The 19,812-nt window shown below is 72.4% G+C and carries 15 protein-coding genes; 8 read left to right on the forward strand and 7 right to left on the reverse strand.

The window, feature by feature from the left end; genetic code table 11:
- Positions 1 to 1,404 (forward strand): UDP-N-acetylmuramate--L-alanine ligase, encoded by a 1,404-nt coding sequence (gene murC / locus OHS57_RS29605; protein WP_041992093.1) that lies wholly within the window; start codon positions 1 to 3, stop codon positions 1,402 to 1,404.
- Between the two features lie 28 nt (positions 1,405 to 1,432).
- Entirely contained in the window at positions 1,433 to 1,840 is a 408-nt protein-coding gene (gene msrB, locus OHS57_RS29610; protein ID WP_041992095.1) for a peptide-methionine (R)-S-oxide reductase MsrB, read from the forward strand.
- A 21-nt stretch (positions 1,841 to 1,861) separates the two neighbouring features.
- On the opposite strand, the gene OHS57_RS29615 is transcribed toward msrB, so the two are convergent.
- Entirely contained in the window at positions 1,862 to 4,366 is a 2,505-nt protein-coding gene (locus OHS57_RS29615; RefSeq protein WP_328583853.1) for a GTPase-associated protein 1-related protein, read from the reverse strand.
- A 152-nt stretch (positions 4,367 to 4,518) separates the two neighbouring features.
- On the opposite strand from OHS57_RS29615, the gene OHS57_RS29620 reads away from it, so the two are divergent.
- The 3 genes from OHS57_RS29620 to OHS57_RS29630 all read left to right on the forward strand — a co-directional run bounded on the left by OHS57_RS29620 (position 4,519) and on the right by OHS57_RS29630 (position 7,489).
- On the forward strand, positions 4,519 to 5,166 hold the full coding sequence (locus tag OHS57_RS29620) for a nucleoside/nucleotide kinase family protein (RefSeq protein ID WP_443042989.1): 648 nt from the start codon (positions 4,519 to 4,521) through the stop codon (positions 5,164 to 5,166).
- A 123-nt stretch (positions 5,167 to 5,289) separates the two neighbouring features.
- On the forward strand, positions 5,290 to 6,249 hold the full coding sequence (locus tag OHS57_RS29625; RefSeq protein WP_328583855.1) for a hypothetical protein: 960 nt from the start codon (positions 5,290 to 5,292) through the stop codon (positions 6,247 to 6,249).
- Positions 6,250 to 6,328: 79 nt separating this feature from the next.
- Positions 6,329 to 7,489 carry an aminopeptidase P family protein gene (locus OHS57_RS29630; RefSeq protein WP_328583856.1) on the forward strand — a complete coding sequence of 387 codons (1,161 nt, stop codon included), beginning with the start codon at positions 6,329 to 6,331 and terminating at the stop codon, positions 7,487 to 7,489.
- 16 nt (positions 7,490 to 7,505) lie between these two features.
- Here the strand turns inward: OHS57_RS29630 and treZ are convergent, their stop codons facing one another.
- Entirely contained in the window at positions 7,506 to 9,251 is a 1,746-nt protein-coding gene (gene treZ / locus OHS57_RS29635) for a malto-oligosyltrehalose trehalohydrolase (RefSeq protein WP_328585198.1), read from the reverse strand.
- Positions 9,252 to 9,546: 295 nt separating this feature from the next.
- On the opposite strand from treZ, the gene OHS57_RS29640 reads away from it, so the two are divergent.
- Positions 9,547 to 10,095, forward strand: coding sequence for a DUF1707 and FHA domain-containing protein (locus tag OHS57_RS29640; protein WP_041992108.1), 549 nt, complete (start codon positions 9,547 to 9,549; stop codon positions 10,093 to 10,095).
- A 16-nt stretch (positions 10,096 to 10,111) separates the two neighbouring features.
- Here the strand turns inward: OHS57_RS29640 and lpdA are convergent, their stop codons facing one another.
- Entirely contained in the window at positions 10,112 to 11,509 is a 1,398-nt protein-coding gene (gene lpdA / locus OHS57_RS29645; protein WP_328583857.1) for a dihydrolipoyl dehydrogenase, read from the reverse strand.
- 115 nt (positions 11,510 to 11,624) lie between these two features.
- Here lpdA and OHS57_RS29650 point away from each other — a divergent pair, with 115 nt between their 5' ends.
- Positions 11,625 to 12,500 (forward strand): LysR family transcriptional regulator, encoded by an 876-nt coding sequence (locus OHS57_RS29650; protein WP_041992112.1) that lies wholly within the window; start codon positions 11,625 to 11,627, stop codon positions 12,498 to 12,500.
- Here OHS57_RS29650 and OHS57_RS29655 read toward each other — a convergent pair.
- The 4 genes from OHS57_RS29655 to glgX all read right to left on the reverse strand — a co-directional run bounded on the left by OHS57_RS29655 (position 12,497) and on the right by glgX (position 18,182).
- A complete protein-coding gene (locus OHS57_RS29655; RefSeq protein ID WP_328583858.1) occupies positions 12,497 to 12,700 on the reverse strand; it encodes a hypothetical protein in 204 nt (67 codons plus the stop codon). The two genes, OHS57_RS29650 and OHS57_RS29655, sit on opposite strands and share 4 nt — an antisense overlap.
- On the reverse strand, positions 12,700 to 15,093 hold the full coding sequence (gene treY / locus OHS57_RS29660) for a malto-oligosyltrehalose synthase (RefSeq protein WP_328583859.1): 2,394 nt from the start codon (positions 15,091 to 15,093) through the stop codon (positions 12,700 to 12,702). Before treY ends, OHS57_RS29655 begins: the two co-directional genes overlap by 1 nt.
- A 73-nt stretch (positions 15,094 to 15,166) precedes the next feature.
- Positions 15,167 to 15,961 (reverse strand): GNAT family N-acetyltransferase, encoded by a 795-nt coding sequence (locus OHS57_RS29665; RefSeq protein ID WP_041992120.1) that lies wholly within the window; start codon positions 15,959 to 15,961, stop codon positions 15,167 to 15,169.
- A gap of 88 nt (positions 15,962 to 16,049) precedes the next feature.
- Positions 16,050 to 18,182 carry a glycogen debranching protein GlgX gene (glgX, locus tag OHS57_RS29670; protein WP_041992123.1) on the reverse strand — a complete coding sequence of 711 codons (2,133 nt, stop codon included), beginning with the start codon at positions 18,180 to 18,182 and terminating at the stop codon, positions 16,050 to 16,052.
- Between the two features lie 384 nt (positions 18,183 to 18,566).
- Between glgX and OHS57_RS29675 the strand changes: the two genes are divergently transcribed.
- Positions 18,567 to 19,799 (forward strand): SAV2148 family HEPN domain-containing protein, encoded by a 1,233-nt coding sequence (locus tag OHS57_RS29675; protein ID WP_078863750.1) that lies wholly within the window; start codon positions 18,567 to 18,569, stop codon positions 19,797 to 19,799.
- Positions 19,800 to 19,812: the final 13 nt, after the last annotated feature.

The raw sequence follows: 19,812 nt of genomic DNA on the forward strand, positions 1-19,812 counted from the left end.
ATGGCACCCGAAACCGGCATCCCCGACGCCATGGAACGGCCGCACTTCATCGGTATCGGCGGCGCCGGGATGTCCGGGATCGCGAAGATCCTGGCCCAGCGCGGCGCCAAGGTCGCCGGCAGTGACGCGAAGGAGTCGGAGACGGCGGAGGCGCTGCGCGCGCAGGGAGCCACCGTCCATGTCGGACACGCGGCCGCGCATCTCGCCGACGACGCCTCGTGCGTGGTCGTCTCCAGCGCCATCCGCGCCGACAACCCGGAGCTGGCACGCGCCGCCGAGCTGTCGATCCCCGTCGTGCACCGCTCCGACGCGCTGGCCTCGCTGATGCGGGGCCGCAGGTCGATCGCCGTCGCCGGCACGCACGGCAAGACCACCACCACCTCCATGCTGGCCGTCGCCCTGACCGAGCTGGGGCTCGACCCGTCGTACGCGATCGGCGGCGACCTCACCGGGCCCGGCACCAACGCCCAGCACGGCGCCGGCGACATCTTCGTCGCCGAGGCCGACGAGAGCGACCGCAGCTTCCAGAAGTACGACCCCGAGGTCGCGATCGTCCTCAACGTGGAGCTGGACCACCACGCGAACTACGCGTCGATGGACGAGATCTACGAGTCCTTCGAGACCTTCGTCGGCAAGGTCGTCCCCGGCGGCACCCTGGTGATCTCCGCCGACCAGCCGGGCGCGGTCGAGCTGGCCTCCCGGGTCCGTGACCTGTCCACGCTCAAGGTCGTCACCTACGGCGCCGCCGAGAACGCGGACGTACGGGTCCACAAGGTCACCGCACGCGGGCTGACCAGCGAGGTCACCGTCGTCCTCGACGGCCGCTTCCTGACCTTCACCGTCTCGGTCCCCGGCCGGCACTACGCCGACAACGCCGTCGCCGCGCTCGCCGCCGGTGTCGCCCTCGGCGTCCCCGCGCACAATCTGGCGTCGGCGATCGGCACGTACACCGGCGTCAAGCGCCGCCTCCAGCTCAAGGGCGAGGCGGCCGGCGTCCAGGTGATCGACTCGTACGCGCACCACCCGACGGAGATGACAGCCGACCTCGAAGCGATGCGCGCCGCCGTCCCTGACGGCTCCCGCATCCTGGTGGTCTTCCAGCCGCACCTGTTCTCCCGCACCCAGGAGCTGGGCACGGAAATGGGCCAGGCCCTCGCCCTCGCCGACGCCTCCGTGGTGCTCGACATCTACCCGGCGCGCGAGGACCCGATTCCCGGCATCACCAGCGCCCTGATCATCGACGCTGCCCGCGCCGCCGGAGCCCAGGTCACGGCCCTGTCGGACAAGAACGCCGTGCCGGAGACCGTCGCGGGAATGGTGAGGGCGGGCGATCTCGTTCTCACCATGGGCGCGGGTGACGTCACGGACCTCGGTCCCGTCATCCTGGCCCGCCTGACCGACTGAGGTCCGGCCAGACCCTGAGGGAGAACTCATGGCGTACGACATCGACAAACCCGACGAGCAGTGGCGCGCCGAGCTGTCCGACGCGGAGTACGCGGTACTCCGCAAGGCGGCCACGGAACCCGCTTTCGTCGGCGAGTACACCGACACCAAGACCACCGGCGTCTACTCCTGTCGCGCCTGTGGGGCCGAGCTGTTCCGCTCGGACACGAAATTCGAGTCGCACTGCGGCTGGCCGTCCTTCTACGACCCGAAGGACACCGAAGCCGTCGAGCTGATCGAGGACCGTTCGATGGGCATGAAGCGCGTCGAGGTGCGCTGCTCACGCTGCGGTTCCCATCTCGGCCACGTGTTCGAGGGTGAGGGCTACCCCACCCCGACCGACCAGCGGTACTGCATCAACAGCATCTCGCTGCGGCTGACGCCCGACGAGAGCTGACCCAGCAGGCCGGCCGGGACATCAGCCGGCCGGCCGGCGCCCCAGGCTGCCGAACCGGCGGCCCAGCCGGCCGAAGGCGCCGGGGCGGTTCCACAGCCGGAACTCCTCGGCCCGGTGGGCCCCGGCCCGCTCAAGAGCGTGCTCGACCGAGGCGACATCCTCGGCGGGCAGCGCCCGGACCACGGGCCGCAGCACCTTGTCGAGCAGCGCCGAACGGGTTTTGTCCCAGGGGCGGTTGGCCCCGGGCAGCGAACTCCACGCGACGAAACAGTCGGCGACGTAACCGGGCGCCGCGCCCAGCCGCTCCCGTACCCGGTCGGCGCGCGCAGCGGCGCCGTAGGCGGCCAGCAGCTCCGGTTCGTCGCAGTGGATCAGCGCGTACAGCTCGCCCTCCGGCCGGTGCTCGGAGAGCAGATGGCGGGCGAGGATCCCGAACACGAGGTCGACGACGCCCGGTTCGACCGGCTCGGCCGCCGCCTTCAGCGTAAGTGTCCGCTGCGTCCACGGCGGTTGCGCCCGGCCCCGCTCCAGTTCCCTGGCGAACTGCAGGAGTTGCAGCGCGCCGCGCACCCTCGGCTCCAGCTGGTCGGGAAAGCTGCGCAGCAGCTCGTGCGCCAGATCGGGCGCGTCGGCGTCGTCCGCCGAACATTCGAGCGCCGCACTGACCAGGGCCCGCCAGGTGCCGGCCGCGCGATGCGCGTCGGAGCCCGTCTCACCGAGCATCTGCCGTGCCTCGCCCGCGGCGGGCGCGCCGCCGTCCCAGACCAGCCGTACGGCCGTGCGCAGCACCAGCGGATCGGCCAGCGGAGACACACCGGAGGCGCGCAGCGCGGCGTGCAGGGCGGTGACCCGGTCACCGCCGGGTATCGGCAGCCACGGCGCCCCCGCGCACATCCGCAGCTGCGGCAGCGCCTGCACCCCCGTCAGGTCGAGCGGGGTGCGGGCCAGCAGCCGCGCGGCTGCGGACGGGTCCTCCGCCGCGAGCGCGTCGAGGGCGCTGAGCAGCGCCGTCCGCAGCTCGAAGTGATCGTCGACCATGGCGCGCAGGGACGGTGTCCAGGCGGCCTCCGGGTCGGCGAGCAGCGCCCGTGCGAGCCGCCGGGCCAGCGCGGGCAGCAGGTCGGCGCAGTCCACACCGAGCACGCCGGCGGCGCGCAGCAGTCCCAACGGCCGGGCGGTGTCAGGTCCGCTGCCCGCCGAGTCGCGGGTGATACCGCCGCGCAGCTCCGGCGCCAGCTCGACGGCGAGGCGGCTTCGCAACTCGGACGGCAGCGCCATGAGTTGGAGCGCGGGCAGCTCGTGCCCCGCGTCCGGCATCCGCACCGCCAGGGTCAGCACCAGCGCCCCGAGCAGGGTGGTCGTGGCCGACGGCGCCTGGCTGTCCAGTGTCCCGAACAGCGCCGACAGGGCGGCGGATTCGGCCGCCGTACGGTCCTCGGAGGGTGCGCAGAGCGCTTCGACGACCTGACGCAGCCGCTTGTCGTCGAGGTCGCGCGCGTGCGCGCGTGCCCAGACGGCGGCTTCGGTGCGTGCCTCGGGGCCGAGCCCGATGTCGGCGCAGAGCGCGACGGCGGCGAGCGCACCGGCCGAGAAGGCGCCGGCGGGCAACGCGACCGCCTCGGTGAAGAGTTCGGGCGCCCTGGCCAGCCAGACCCGCGCCGCTGTCAGCGCCCATACGTCCGTGACCGGTTCCTGTGCGCTGCCAGGGGCGGTCGCGCGGTCCACGATCCGGAAGGTCTGCCCCGGCTCGCTGAGGGACGGCGCGTCGTCCGGCAGGACCCCGACGATCTGCTGCGGTGCGAGGCGTGGCCGCCGGGTGTACGTGGTGAAGGTCAGCCGCAGCGCCTCCGCGCGCGGAAGTACGGTGCTGGCGAGCGCGATCCACCGGGCGGCATCCGCGCTGTCCCGCTCGACCAGTCCGATCCGCCGCCCCGGATCCGTGGTGTGCAGTGCCCGCAACGCGGCGAAGAAGACGGGGAGTTGTGCGGCCCGCGCCGCCGCGAACCGTACCTGCGCGTCCCGGCCGAAGGCGGCAGGTCCGAAGGCGGCAGGTCCGAAGACACCGGGTCCGGCGACACCGGTCAGCGGCAACGGCACCCCGCCGTCCGGCGTTCCGGTCGCCCACAACGGCGAGTCCCACCCCGCGACCGGCAGGACACTGGTGTCCGTCGCCGTGCCGTACGGGTCCGGCGGGAACAGCACGCCGTGTGCGTGGAAGGACGACCACCGTCCGCTGTGGTCGACGCCCGTGCACACCGTACGGGCCAGCAGCCGGCTGCCGTCGGAGAGCAGGCTGTGACTGAACGCCAGCGGAAACGCCGCGAGTTCGGCGGTCGTCGGGTGCGGCGGCGCGTCGCGCGGCGGCTCGTACCCGAGCAGCTGTCCTGCCTCGTCGAGGACCGCCTGTGCTGTGCCGGGCGTGACGGCGGTGAACCGCGGCGCCGACCCGTCGGTGTCCTGCGGGGCCGAGGCGTAGTGGAGTTGCGCCAGTTGTGGCGTGAGCGCGTCCAGGGCGGGGTCCGTCATGGCCGAACCCTATCGACCTGACGCCCCCCTCAGGGCCGCCTCCCGGGCGATACGGGCGGCGGTAGGAAGGAGTGTTCGCGCGGCGCCGTCGGCCGCGTCGCGGGCGGGGTTCGCGGGCGCCCGCCGCCGCACCGGAGAGCCGCGATGGAACAATGCCGCCTATGGATGAGCAGCAGATCGCGGCGCTCGCCGCCCGCGCCCGCAAGCTCGCCGTTCCGGGCGCCCGCCATGTCCTCGGTATCGCGGGCGCGCCGGGCGCGGGCAAGTCCACGCTCGCCGAGCGGATCGTCGACCGGCTCGACGGCCTCGCCGTCCTCGTACCGATGGACGGCTTCCACCTCGCCCAGGCGGAGCTGGTCCGGCTGGGGCGGGCCGGGCGCAAGGGCGCCCCCGACACCTTCGACCCCGCGGGCTACGCGGCGCTGCTCGGCCGGCTGCGCGTCCCCGAGCAGGGCACCGTGGTCTACGCGCCTGCGTTCGACCGGTCCCTCGAAGAGGCGGTCGCGGGCAGTGTCGCCGTCCACCCCGACATCCCGCTCGTCGTCACCGAGGGCAACTACCTGCTGCTGGACGACGGCCCCGCAGGGCCCTGGACGGCGGTGCGCGCGCTCATCGACGAGGTGTGGTTCCTGGACCCGGACCCGGAGGTACGGGTGCGCCGGCTCGTCGAGCGCCATGTGCGCTTCGGCAAGGAGCGGGCGTACGCCGAGCGCTGGGTGCGGGAGTCCGACGAGGTCAACGCGCGTCTGGTGCTGGCGGGCAAGGACCGTGCCGACCTCGTTGTCGGTCAGGACCGTTAGCATCGGAAGGGCGACGATCGGACGATCACAGGGGCGGGCGGACGCGGCTGAAGCGGTCCGGGGCCGGGCAGGGTCCGGCTGACCGGCCGACCGGCCGGAGATGTACGGGTGGAGGCGGATGGTGTGCGGTTGTTCCGACGAGGGCCGAAACGCGACGGACGCGACGCGCCCCGTGACCCCGCGTTCTCCTTCTTCTCCGTCGACGAGGGCGCGTGGTTCCGCTCCCAGGTCCGCGAGGCCTTCGCCGAGCAGGGCCTTGAGCTGACGGTCTACGCGGACATGGTCAGCGACAGCGCGGGCCGCCAGTTCGGGCTCGCCAATCTCGCCGCCGTCTGCCACAACGACCACCGGGGTCCGCGCGTCTGGGGCGAGCTGGCCAGGCAGCACGCCGGGATGGTGCTGCGCACCATGGACGGCCCTTCGGCGCTCGACACCCTGCCGCCCGAGCAGATCAGGGCGCAGCTCTACCCCCGGGTGATCAGCGGTGACGGCCTCGACCCGCAGACCTTCGCGTACGCGCGCTCGGTCGCCCCCGGGCTGTACGAGGTGCTGGCCCTGGATCTGCCGGAGAGCGTCATGATGCTCACCGACGAGGCGCTGGAGCCGCTGGGCCAGGTCCAGCAGCTGCGCGACCGCGCGATGCGCAACCTCCAGGACCTGCCGGTCGAGGGGCGTGAGACCGTCAAGGACTCGGGCGGGATGCGGTTCGAGGTGGTCCTCGGCGACTCGTTCTACACGGCCAGCCGGGTCCTCGCGCTGGAGTCCGTCGTACGGCAGGTGACCGGACAGCACCTCACGGCGGACGGGGCGCTGGTCGCGATGCCGTTCCGGCACCAGCTCGCGTTCCATGTCATCCGGGACACGACCATGATCCCTTCGCTGAACGCGATGGCGTCGTTCGCCGCGTCCGGGTACGCGGACACCCCCGGCGCGATCAGCCCGTACGTCTACTGGTGGCGGGGCGGCACACTCACCCAGCTCAGCGACGAGGACGAGGACGGCGAGGGGCTGCGGATCGTCGTCGGCGACGAGTTCCAGGAGCTGCTGGAGCGGCTGGTGGAGCGCGAACCGCCACCGGCGTGAACCCCTTCGCGTCGGCGTGAGCCTCCCCGCTCGGCGTGAACCCTTTCGTCCGGGCCGTCCCACCAGGCACGATGACCCCATGCCGACCACACCAGAGCCCGCGCGCGACACCGCCGCAGAGGCCGCACCCGCGCCGTTCACCGCCGACGACTACCGCGACCGGATGGCCCGTACGGCCCGCTCGGCCGCCGAGGCAGGGCTGGCCGGTGTGCTGGTCGCGCCGGGCCCCGACCTGACGTATCTCACCGGGTACCACGCGTCACTGACCACCGAGCGGATGACCATGCTCGTCGTGCCCGCCGACGGCGATCCGGTCCTGGTGGTGCCCGCGCTGGAGGCGCCGGACGCGGCCAGGGCGCCCGGCGCGCCCGCGCTCACCCTGCGGGACTGGACCGACGCGCAGGACCCGTACGCCGCGACGGCGCCGCTGCTCGACCCGGCGGGCCGCTTCGGCATCAGCGACAACGCCTGGGCCCTGCACCTGCTGCGCCTGCGCGCGGCGCTGCCCGGCGTCTCGTACACCGCGCTGACCGAGGCGCTGCCGATGCTGCGCGCGGTGAAGGACGCGCGTGAGCTGGCGAGGGCCGCGGCGGCGGGCGCCGCGGCCGACGCCGCGTACGGCGAGATCCTGAAGGTCCCCTTCGCCGGGCGCAAGGAGACGGACATCGCCGCCGACCTCGCGGCGCTGCTGCTGCGCTTCGGCCACTCGCAGGTCGACTTCACCGTCGTGGGCTCGGGCCCCGGCGCCGCCGACCCGCACCACGACGCGGGCGACCGGGTCATCACCGACGGCGACATGGTCGTCCTGGACTTCGGCGGGCTGAAGCACGGCTACGGGTCCGACACCACCCGCACCGTCCACGTCGGCGAGCCGACCGACGAGGAGCGGCGCGTGCACACCCTCGTGCGCGAGGCGCAGCAGGCCGGCTTCGAGGCCGTCAGGCCGGGCGTCGCCTGCCAGGAGGTCGACCGCGCGGCCCGCGCGGTGATCGAAGCCGCCGGCTACGGCGAGTACTTCATCCACCGCACAGGACACGGCATCGGCATCACCACGCACGAGCCGCCGTACATGATCGAGGGGGAGGAGCAGCCCATGGTGCCGGGCATGTGCTTCTCGGTCGAGCCCGGCGTCTATCTGCCCGGCCGGTTCGGGGTCCGGATCGAGGACATCGTGACGGTCACCGAGACCGGTGGCCGCCGCCTCAACAACACCCCGCGCGAGATGGCGATCGTGCACTGACCGGGGCGGCGCGCGGTCAGCTGTCGGTCAGGACCACGCAGGACTCCGGCGGCAGCCGCAGCACCCCGTCGGCGCCCGGCGCCCGTACCGGCTCCCAGGCGGCCAGCACCCGGCCGCCGCCGCCCAGCGGGATCTCGGCGCTCCGGTCGGACAGGTTCACCGCGATCCGCAGATCGCCCCTGCGGTACGCCAGCCAGCGCGCCGCCTCGTCGAAAGCCACCTTCACCGTGGCCAGGTCGGGGTCGGCGAGGTCCGGCTGGCCGTGCCGCAGGGCGATCAGCTCACGGTGCCAGGCCAGCAGCCGGGCGTGCGGCTCCTTCTCGATCTCCGTACGGTCCAGACAGGACCGCTCGCGGGTGGCGGGGTCCTGCGGGTCGGGGATGTCCTCCTCCGCCCAGCCGTGCGCGGCGAACTCCCTGCGCCTGCCGGTGCGTACGGCCTCGGCGAGCACCGGGTCGGGGTGGTCGGTGAAGAACTGCCAGGGGGTGGCGGCGCCCCACTCCTCGCCCATGAACAGCATCGGGGTGTGCGGGCCCGTCAGGACGAGCACGGCGGCGCAGGCGAGCAGCCCGGGGGAGAGGGTGGCGGAGAGCCGGTCGCCCAGCGCGCGGTTGCCGATCTGGTCATGGGTCTGGGCGTAGCCGAGGAAGCGGTGCGCGGGGGTTCTCGTACGGTCCACCGGCCGGCCGTGGACTCTGCCGCGGAACGTCGAGTACGTACCGTCGTGGAAGAACGCCCGGCTCAGCGTCTTGGCGACGGCGGCGAGCGGTGCGCGGGCGAAGTCGGCGTAGTAGCCCTGGGATTCGCCGGTCAGGGCGGTGTGCAGGGCGTGGTGGAAGTCGTCGTTCCACTGCGCGTGCAGCCCGAGGCCGCCCTCGGTGCGCGGGGTCGTGGTGCGCGGGTCGGCCAGGTCCGACTCGGCGATGAGGAACAGCGGCCGTCCGACGCCGGCCGCGAGCGCGTCGACCGCCGTGGACAGCTCTTCGAGGAAGGTCAGCGCGCGGCCGTCGGCGAGGGCGTGCACGGCGTCGAGCCGCAGCCCGTCGAGCCGGTAGTCCCGCAGCCAGGCCAGGGCGCTCTCCAGCAGATAGGCCCGCACCTCGTCGGAGCCCGGCGCGTCCAGGTTGACCGCGGCGCCCCACGGGGTGTGGTGCGTGTCGGTGAAGTACGGGCCGAACTGGGGCAGGTAGTTGCCGGCCGGACCGAGGTGGTTGTGTACGACGTCCAGCACCACGCCGATGCCCAGGCCGTGCGCCGTGTCGACAAAGCGCTTCAGCGCCTCGGGGCCGCCGTACGGCTCGTGCACCGCCCACAGCGACACTCCCTCGTACCCCCAGCCGTGCGAGCCGGGGAACGGGCAGAGCGGCATCAACTCGACATGCGTGATGCCCAGTTCGGCCAGCGGCGCGAGCTGTTCGGCCGCCGCGTCCAGGGTGCCCTCACGGGTGAACGTGCCGATGTGCAGCTCGTACAGCACGGCGCCGGGCAGCGGCCGCCCCGCCCACTCGACCTGCCACGCGTACGCGGCCTGGTCGACGACGGCGCTCGTACCGTCGGGCCCGTCCGGCTGGCGGCGCGAGCGCGGGTCGGGAAGCACCAGACCGCCGTCCAGCGCGAAGCCGTACCGGCTCCCGTCGGTCGCCGGCGCCTGCGCCAGCCACCAGCCCTCCCGCTCCGGATCGCGCTCCATCGGCCGGTCGGCGTCCTCAAGACGCAGTACGACCTGGTCCTGCGCCTTCGGTGCCCACACCTCGAACTGCACGGACGGTCCCCCTTTTTCTGTCATCGGCTTCACCACACACCGTTCCCACATGGTGGCAAGCCAGACCGCCGGGAGCCCCGTCATCACCCCGAATTGGCAAGACGTTCCCCCAATACGACGCTCACGGGCCCGGCATCCGGTAGTGGGATCAGTCCCAGGTCATATTGATAGCCCGTTGAAAGTTCAGGTAACCGGCTCACCGGGCGGCCGGTGCCGAGGCCGGCTCGCGTATTTCGAGGCGGTCATGAACCGGGGCGTCTGGACACCTCGGTGTCGGCGGCCCGACAATCACGGTGTGACGTCTTCCTTCGAGTCCCCCACGTATCCCGCGCGGCTCTCCGACGCCGAGCGGGACCGGGTGCTGGCGTTGCTCAGGGAAGGGGCGGCGCAGGGGAGGCTGTCGCACGACACCTTTCTGCGCCGGATGGATCTCGTGCTCGCCGCGCGCAGGGCGGACGAGCTGAAGATACTCACCGCCGACCTGGAGACCGAAGGGGCCTGGTCCCGGCGGTTGTTCGGGGCCGTGGGGCGGGTCTCCGCCTTCTCGCAGCGGCTGCGCAGGGCCTGGCAGGTGGAGCGGCTGCCGAAGCTGCTGCTGCCGCAGCCGAGCCCCTACCCGCTGCGGATCGGCCGCGACCCGGTCAACGGGCTGCGGCTGAGCGACGACACCGTGTCCAGGCTCCACGCCGAGCTGGTCATGCGCGGCGACCAGTGGATCCTCCGTGACCTCAGCTCCACCAACGGGACCGTCGTCAACGGCCGCCGGGTGACGGCGACGGCCGTGGTGCGCGACGGCGACATGGTGAGCTTCGGGCAGATGAGCTTCCGTATCGCGACCGACTAGGCCCTGTCCGGCCCGGTCACTGCTGGTGCAGGCCGCGGCCAGCCAGGGTCAGGAACGTTTCCCCGACCGCCTCCGACAGTGTCGGGTGCGGGTGGATGTGGCGGGCCACGTCGGACGGTTCGGCGTCCCAGCCGACGATCAGCTGGCTCTCGGCGATCATCTCCGAGACGTGCGGGCCGACCAGATGTACCCCGAGGACCCGGCCGTCCCGTTCGGCCACGACCTTCACCACGCCGCCCCGGCCGTGCACCATGCCCTTGGCGACCGCGGTCAGCGGCATCGTGTTCACCCGCACCTCGTGGCCCCGGTTGCGGGCCTCCTCCTCGGTCAGTCCGACCGCCGCCGTCTGCGGGCTGGAGTACGTCACCCTCGGCACCGTCGCGTAGTCGACCGGCTGCGAGGCGACCCCCGCCAGGGTCTCCGCGACCAACAGGCCCTCGGCGAACGACGCGTGGGCCAGGCCCAGGGACGGGGGCGGCAGCAGATCGCCGACCACGTGGATGCCGGGCACGGCCGTCTCCAGCCGCGTCCAGTCCGCCGGGACGACATGGCCGCGCTCGTCGGTGGTGAGCCCGGCCGCCGCCAGGTCGAGTCCTTCGGTGACCGGTGCGCGCCCGACGGCGACCAGCAGCCGCTCCGCCTCGACCGTACGGCTCTCCCCGCGCGCCGCGCGCACCACGGCCCGTACCGACCCGGCCGCCACCGACGCGTCGTCCAGCCGGGCGCCCGTCAGCACCCGGATGCCGCGCTTCTTCAGACCGCGTGTCAGGTGCCGGCTCACGTCCGCGTCCTCCAGCGGTACGAGCCGGTCGGCGGCCTCCACGAGCGTCACGGCCGCGCCCATGGAGCGATGGAACGAGGCGTACTCCACCCCGATCGCACCGCCGCCCAGCACCAGGACCGAAGCGGGCAGCCCCGGCGCGAAGAGCGCGTCGTCGCTGGTGACGACCGTCCGGCCGTCGGGGGTGAGCCCCGGCAGCGTGCGCGGTCTCGATCCGGTCGCCAGCACGATCCCCCGGCGCGCCGTCAGCTCCCCGGCCCCCTCGACGTACACACCGCGCGGCCCGGTCAGCCGGGCGCTGCCCCGCACCACCCGTACCCCCGCGTGGGCGAGATGGCTCTCCACGCCCCGGTGGTTACGGGCGACGATGTCGACCCGGGTGGCGACGAGCGCCGGCCAGTCCACCGAGTCGAGCGTCGACCTCACCCCCCACCGCTCCCGGGCCTCGGCGATCCCGTCGACCAGTTCCGCCGCGTGCAGCATCGCCTTGCTGGGGACGCAGCCGCGGTGCAGACAGGTGCCGCCGATCTTGTCCCGCTCCGCCAGGACGACGTCGAGGCCCAGCGCCGCGGCGCGCAACGCGGTGGAGTACCCGCCGGTGCCGCCGCCGATCACGATCACATCGGTAGTCATGCGGCCAGCCTCGGCCCCTTCCTGGTCATGCGTCCAAGGCAATAATCTTGTGGAGCCGATGCAGGGTGTTTATGGCTCGGCGCGGGAGGCGCGGAAAGCGCGGGAGGCGGCGGCCATGAGTCTGCGACAGATGGAGTACTTCCTGACCGTCGTCGAGGAGTCGTCCTTCACCCGGGCCGCCGAGCTGCTCCATGTCACCCAGCCCGCGCTCTCGCACCAGATCAAGGCCCTGGAGCGGACCGTCGGCGGCCCGCTCCTGGAGCGGCTGCCGCGCGGTGTCCGGCTCACCCCGATGGGCCGCGCCTTCCTGCCCCACGCCGAACTGGCCGTACGCAGCGCGGCGCAGGCCCAGCGCGCCGCGCGGGCCGCCGCCGGCGCCGAGGGCGGTGAGCTGCATGTCGCCGCGATGCACGGCGTGGCCGTCGGGATCCTGCCCGAGGTCTTCGCCCGCTGGCGCAGGCTCCGTCCGCGGGTCGCGCTGTTCCTGCACGAGTACGCGACGTCCGAGGCGCTGGAGGAACGGGTCGAGCGCGGTATCGCCGACCTGGCGGTGGGACCGCCGCCCCGCGACTGGCAGGGCCCGGTCGTCCACGTCGGGATCGAGGAGATCGTGCTGGTCGTGCCCTTCGACGACCGGCTCGCGGGCCGCACGACGGTGGCCCTGGCCGAGCTGTCCGACCGCACCTGGGTGCGGTGCGCGATGGAACCGGTGGTCGAGGGCCGCAGATTCCTCGACTGGGCCTGCGGTAAGGCCGGTTTCGCCCCGCGCACCGCCGTCTGGACCGAGCACTCGTCCACGGCGGTACGGATGGCGGCTGCCGGTGTCGGTATCGCCACCGCGCCCTCGCACGTGGTGCGGGGCGCGGTGGGGGAGGACTGCGTGATCCTCCAGGTCGACCCGGAGTGGCGCCGCCCGGTCACCGCGTTCTCCCGGGTGGAACTCACCGGCGCCGCAGCCGCCTTCGTCGACCTCCTGCACCGCCCTGGCTAGGAGTCGCCCGGCCGGTCGTCGGGGAGCCGCGCCTCGAGCTCGGCCACCCGTGCTTCCAGCGCCACCATGCGGTCGTACAGGTCGAGCGTCATCCGCGGATCGATCGGGATCCCGGTCCCCTCCGCGACCCGGCGGCGCAGCCACTGTTCGAGCGTCTCGTCGTCCTGCCTGCGCTGGTCCTTGCTCCGCCGGCCGGCCATCAGGAAGCCGCCACCGCGAGCAGTGCCACCGGGCGCTCGGCCAACAGCTCGGCCAGCGGCACCGGGTGGTCGGGGCCGCCCTCGAACTCCCGCTCGGGGGAGAGCAGATCGACCCACCGGCCGGCCGGCAGGACCAGCTCCGTGCCCGTCCAGCCGCCCGTCTCCGCCAGCCGCAGCGGCAGCCTGGTCACGGCCGTGACCACCTCGCCCGACCTGCTGAACGCCAGACAGTGCGCGGCGGCCGGGCCCGAGGCCTCCAGCGGGGTGTACGTGCCCGACTCGCCGAACGCGTCCGGGCGTTCCCTGCGCACCTTCAGCGCCGCCGTCGTCACCACCGTCTTCTCGTCCGGCGGTCCCGGCCGGAACCTGGCCCGGTTGTCCGGGTCGACCAGCGCGAAGTACTCCCGCTCGGTGCCCTGGTAGAGGTCGGGCACGCCCGGCATCGTCAGCTGCACCAGCGCGGCGCCCAGCGCCCCTGCCCGCACGTACGGGGACAGCGCGCGGGTGAAGTGCGCGACCGTGCGGCGCGCGGCGCCCGCCGGGCCCGCGTCGACGAAATCGGTGACCGCCTGCTCGTAGCCCGGGTCACCCTCGGTCCAGCTCGTGCGCAGCCCCGACTCCCGTACGGACTTCAGCAGCGCGGGCCCCATCCGGCTGCCGTCCGGCGCGCCGGCCAGCGACGCGTCGACGTCCACGGAGTCGCCGGCCGGGGTGAAGCCGACCGCCGTCTGCCAGGCCTGCCAGGCCACCTGCGGATCGGGCGCCGGTACCCCTGACACCTGCTCCAGCAGGTCGTCCCACCACTTCGGGCACTGCGACAGCACCGCGATCCCGGCCCGTACGTCCGCGCTCCGCTTGGTGTCATGGGTCGTCAGGACCGTACCGGTGGCGGGCCAGTCGCGCGCGAGCCTGCCGCAGTACGCGTGGAACTCCGCCGGGCTGACGGCGGGCGTACCCGGGTCGCCGCCCACCTCGTTGGCCGAGATCAGCGGCACGAACCGGTAGAACGCCGTGTCCTCGACGGACTTGGCGCGCAGCGCCGAGGCGGTCTGGGCGAACCGCGCGCAGAACGTCACATGGTCGGGTCCGGTACCGAGCCTGCCGAGGGCCAGGTCGCGCACCACGTCGACGGCCGCCGCCTCCTGCTCCACCACGAAGGCCGCCTTCGCCTCGCGCACGGCCTGCGCCGGGATCGTGGCGGCCGACGCCTCGGTGAGCGGCCCGCCGGGGCCCGTCGCCGTCACGTACGGGCGGTAGACGGGGACCCGTACCAGCAGCTCGCGAACGGCGGTGCGCAGCGCCCAGGGCGCGTGGTCGCGCAGGGCCGGGTCGGCGGCGCAGATCCGCTCGGCGGCCCGCACCAGCACCTCGGTCTCGGCGGCCAGTTCATGGACGACCACCTTGTACGCGGCGCGGCGCACCGTCGGCTCCCAGTGGCCGCCCCGGTCGGGCGCGGGCGCCGCCACCTCCCGGTACCGGTGCTCCAGCGCGGCGGCGCCGACCGGGTCGGTGAACAGGCCGTCGATCTTGCGCAGCGCGTCGTAGCCGGTCGTGCCGGCCACCGGCCAGGTGGCGGGCAGCACCTCGTCACCGGTGAGGATCTTCTCGACCACGGTCCAGCAGGCGCCGCCGGTGGCCTCGCCCAGCCGGCGCAGATACTGCTCGGGGTCGGCGAGCCCGTCCGGATGGTCGATGCGCAGCCCTTCGACCACACCGTCCCGCACCAGCTCCAGGATCTTGGCGTGGGTCGCCTCGAAGACCTCGGGGTCCTCGACGCGCAGCCCGATCAGCTCCGAGATGGTGAAGAACCGGCGGTAGTTCAGCTCCGTGCGGGCCAGCCGCCACCAGCACAGCCGGTAGTGCTGCGCGTCCAGCAGCTCGGGCAGCGCCAGCTCCTCGGTACCGGGCGCGAGCGGGAACCGCTGCTCGCCGTGGTGCAGGACGCCGTCCTCGACCCGCATGGCGGCGAGTTCACCGCCGAGCGGCCCCGGCAGCACGGGCAGCAGCATCTTCCCGTCACCCGTCGACCTGTCGATGTCGAACCAGCCGGCGTACGGGGAGTCCGCGCCCTCGCGCAGCACCTCCCACAGCGCCTTGTTGTGGGACGGCGCCGCCGCCATGTGGTTGGGGACGATGTCGAGGACGAGGCCGAGGCCGTACTCGCGGGCCCGGCGGGCCAGCTGCCGCAGCCCGTCCTCGCCGCCCAGCTCGTCCCGTACCCGGGAGTGGTCGACGACGTCGTAGCCGTGCGTCGAGCCGGGGACGGCTTCGAGCACGGGGGACAGATGGAGGTGCGAGACCCCGAGCGCTGCGAGGTACGGCACCACCTTCTCGGCGGCCCGGAAGGTGAAGTCCGGCTGGAGCTGGAGCCGGTAGGTCGCGGTGGGCGTCATACGGACGTTCGTACCCCGCTTCGGGCTTCGTGTGTCATTGACTCATGCGGACGGGCGGACGGGCAGGGCGCTGTCAGGGTGTCTGTACCGGCTTGTACACGTACGGCGTGGTCGTGGTCAGGGCGGTGAAGCCCAGCCGTTCCAGGATCGGGCGGCTGGTCTCCAGGGCATCGACCTGGAGATAACGGTAACCGCGCGCGGCGGCGATCTCCGCCCGGTGGGCGACCAGGGCCCGGTAGATCCCTTTGCCCCGCCAGGCCTCCAGGGTGCCACCGCCCCACAGCCCGGCGAACTCCTTGCCCGGGGGCAGCTCCATCCGGGCCGCGCTCACCGGGGTGTCACCGGCCGTCGCGACGACCGCCGACACGGTCTCGGGGGCTTCGGCGAGCTGCGTCAGCAGCCGCTCCCGGTAGGCGGTGCCCGTCATGCCGAACGCCTGCTCATGGACGCCGGACAGCAGCTCCATCCCGGCGGCGTCGGTCACCGGACGCAGCCGTACGCCCGCCGGGAGCGTGGCCCGGGTGGACAGCTTCCCGACCTCGGCGACCAGCACCGTCTCGGTGTCCTCAGGCACGAAACCGGCGGCCAGCAGCCGCTCGGCGAGATCGGCGGGCCGGTCGTGGCCGTAGAGCTTCCACTCGAACTCGTAACCGAGGGGGGCGAACCGCTCGATCTGCGCGACGATCGCCGCGTCGGCCGCGGCGCCGTCCAGGGCTGGGTCCGACCAGAGGACACCGTTCCAGTCGTGCGCGGCGCCGGCCTGCCGTACCACCCCGCCGGTCCGCTCGACCCGCACTCCCGGGCCCTCGGCCGTCGCGTCCTGTCGCATCTGCCGGTCGAAAGCGGTCAGTACCGCACTGTGTTCCATGCGGCCACTCCAGCACCGGCGGCGCGGCGCGGCAAACGCGTTTCGCGCCGCCGGTGCTGGACGGACGGACCGGCTGCCGGACGGCGGGTCATGCGGGGCGCATCAGCACCGTCATGCTCCGGCCGATCATGGTGACGTGCGCGCCGCCGTCGACCTTCGGACCCGCCCCCGGCGGTACGTCCTCGGGATGGGCGGTGTCCACCACGACCTGCCACTGCAGACCGTGGTTGACGGGCACCACGAACTCCAGCTCCTCGCTGCTCGCGTTGAACATCAGCAGGAACGAGTCGTCCGAGATCCGCTCGCCGCGCGGCCCCGGCTCCGAGATGGCGTGCCCGTTGAGGAAGACCGTCATCGCCTTGGCGTGCGCGGCCTGCCAGTCCTGCTGCGTCATCTCCTCACCCTCGGGGGTGAACCAGGAGATGTCCGACAGCTCGTCGTGGGTGCCCTCCACCGGGCGCCCGTGGAAGAACCTGCGCCGCCGGAACACCGGGTGGTCGCGGCGCAGCCACACCATGGAGCGGGTGAACGCCAGCATGTCGTCCTCGGCCGCGCTGCCCGCCTTGGCGCCCGGCTCGGGCCAGCGGACCCAGGACACCTCGTTGTCCTGGCAGTACGCGTTGTTGTTGCCGCCCTGGGTACGGGAGAACTCGTCGCCGTGGCTGAGCATCGGCACACCCTGCGACAGCATCAGCGTCGCGATGAAGTTACGCATCTGACGCTTGCGCAGCTCCACGATCTCGGGGTCGTCGGTCTCGCCCTCCGCGCCGCAGTTCCACGAGCGGTTGTGGCTCTCCCCGTCCCTGTTGCCCTCGCCGTTGGCCTCGTTGTGCTTGTCGTTGTACGAGACCAGGTCGTTGAGTGTGAAGCCGTCGTGGCAGGTGGTGAAGTTGATGGAGGCCAGCGGCCGGCGCCCGTCGTCCTGGTACAGGTCGGACGAGCCGGTGAGCCGCCCGGCGAACTCGGCCAGAGTGCGCGGCTCACCGCGCCACAGGTCGCGGACCGTGTCGCGGTACTTGCCGTTCCACTCGGTCCACAGCGGCGGGAAGTTGCCCACCTGGTAGCCGCCCTCGCCGACGTCCCACGGCTCGGCGATCAGCTTCACCTGGCTGACCACCGGGTCCTGCTGGACCAGGTCGAAGAACGACGACAGCCGGTCCACCTCGTGGAACTGGCGGGCCAGGGTGGCGGCGAGGTCGAAGCGGAAGCCGTCGACATGCATCTCCGTCACCCAGTACCGCAGCGAGTCCATGATCAGCTGCAGTACGTGCGGACTGCGCATCAGCAGCGAGTTACCGGTGCCGGTGGTGTCCGTGTAGTAACGGGCGTCCTCGCTGAGCCGGTAGTACTGCGCGTTGTCCAGGCCGCGGAAGGACAGCGTCGGGCCGAGGTGGTTGCCCTCGGCGGTGTGGTTGTAGACCACGTCGAGGATGACCTCGATACCCGCCTGGTGCAGCGCCTTGACCGCCTGCTTGAACTCCAGCACCTGCTCGCCGCGGTCGCCCCACGAGGCGTACGTGTTGTGCGGCGCGAAGAAGCCGATGGTGTTGTAGCCCCAGTAGTTGGCGAGGCCCGCGTCCACCAGCCGGTGGTCGTTGACGAACTGGTGGACCGGCATCAGCTCCAGCGCCGTCACCCCCAGCTCGGTGAGGTGTTCGATCACCGCGGGGTGCGCGAGACCGGCGTACGTGCCGCGCAGTTCCTCGGGCAGCTCCGGGTGGAGCATGGTCAGGCCCTTGACATGGGCCTCGTACAGCACCGTCTTGTGGTACTCGGTCCGCGGCAGCCGGTCGTCGCCCCAGTCGAAGTACGGATTGACGACGACGGACGACATCGTGTGCGGGGCGGAGTCCATGTCGTTGCGCGAGTCCGGCTTGCCGAAGTGGTAGCCGTAGACCGACTCACCCCACTCGACGGAGCCGCTGATCGCACGGGCGTAGGGGTCGAGGAGCAGCTTCGCCGAGTTGCAGCGGTGGCCGTGCTCCGGCGCGTACGGGCCGTGCACCCGGAAGCCGTACCGCTGGCCCGGCATGATGCCGGGCAGATAGGCATGGCGAACGAAGGCGTCGGTCTCGCGCAGTTCCACCGCCGTTTCTGAACCGTCGTCGTGCAGCAGGCACAACTCGATCCGGTCGGCGGCCTCTGAGTAGACCGCGAAGTTGGTGCCGGCGCCGTCGTACGTGGCGCCCAGGGGATATGTCTGTCCCGGCCAGACCTGCATAGATAAGACTCTTCCATTTCTGATCCGGGTGCTGCGGGTCACTTGCGTCAGATCTTCCCCGAAAGAAGCGAAACCACCTAGGAACCCGGGAGATTCTGCCGAAGAACCGGGGAGATTCTGGCGAAGTCAACCTCACGCTACGCGCCGTCGCCCGTTCAACGGACCCGCGCTCGGGGGCACCGCGGGGGCGGTCACCCGGGGGGCGTGCCCGGTGGCGCACCGGGCGTAATCACTATGAACCATCTCACTCCGGTCGATCTCGCCACAGGGAACCACCTTTCCGATTGGGGGAGTTGGGAAAGGAGCTGTGCATCCGGCTGCCACGCGTACCGTCCGCGGAGTACCCTTCCTTGATCGTTGAAGGGGAGGGAAGGCGGTGCGCGGGTGAGCTCGGGAGGGCTGGAACTACCCCCCGGTGACGCAGGTCACGAGGGGGAGTCCGGCGACATCCCGCCCGGAGCGGTCTCCCTCGCGCAACCGATGGAGATCGGGGCGGAACTGGACTGGGGCGCGGAGGCCTGGACCGAGGTCCGGACGCGCGCGCAACGGGCCGGGCGCGCCTACATCTGGCTGAATCTCGTCGAACAGCGCCTGCGCGCCGTTGTGGCCGCCGTACTGCGCCCCATCTACGAACCGGTGCACGGCGAGGAGTGGGTCGTCGCCGCGGCGGGCCCCGCCGGGCAGGAGTGGGTCCAGCGGGCCGTCGCCGTCCGGGAGGTCTCCCGGCGCAAGGGCTATCTCCTCGACCCGGCCGACGACAACGTCCTGAGCTTCCTCACCCTCCCTCAGCTCCGGGAGCTGATGGTCCAGCACTGGCCGTGCTTCGAGCCGTACTTCGACGACCGCCGCGACGTGGAGCTGGCGCTCGACGAGCTGGAGGTCGCGCGCAACGTCGTCTCGCGCAACCGCGCGCTCTCCGTGACCGTCCTCGCCCAGGCCGAGCGGGCGTCCGCCCGGCTGCTGGAGATCCTCGGCGGCGGCAGCGGGGTGCCGTCGGTCGACCGGCTGCCCGTCGACGCCGTGGAGGACCTGGTCGGTGACCGGTACGCGGACGTGGTCTCCGTCCATCCCGACCGGGTCAGGCTCCAGCGTCAGATCCCGGCGGAGGACCTGTTCGGCGGCGCGCGCCGGGTCGACGCCATCGGGATAGGCCTGAACCTTCTCGTGCAGAACTTCTCGGGCCGCCGGCTGATCAGGCTGGCCGAATCGGGTTGCCGGATACGGCTGCTCTTCCTCAACCCGGCGAGCAGCGCGGTCAAACGGCGCGAGCGGGAGCTGGGTCTGAAGAAGGGTGAGCTGAGCCGGTCGGTGGAGATGAACATCCTTCATATGCGCCGGGTGCGCGCCAGTCTGCGCGACCCGGGCGCCTTCGAGATCCATGTCTTCGACGAGACCCCGCGCTTCACGGCCTATCTGGTCGACGGCGACGGCCCCGGCGGGCTCGCCGTCGTCCAGTCGTACCTGCGCAAGGCCCGTGGCATGGAGGCGCCCGTGCTGGTGCTGCGCGGCGGCCGGCGTGAGGTCGTACGGACGGACAAGGACACCGAGCACGGCCTCTTCCAGACGTACCGCGAGGAGTTCGAATCGATCTGGACGGACTCCCGGCCGGTCTCCTGACCCGGTGTTGTCA

The organism is Streptomyces sp. NBC_00370 (genome assembly GCF_036084755.1).
GTDB lineage: Bacteria > Actinomycetota > Actinomycetes > Streptomycetales > Streptomycetaceae > Streptomyces.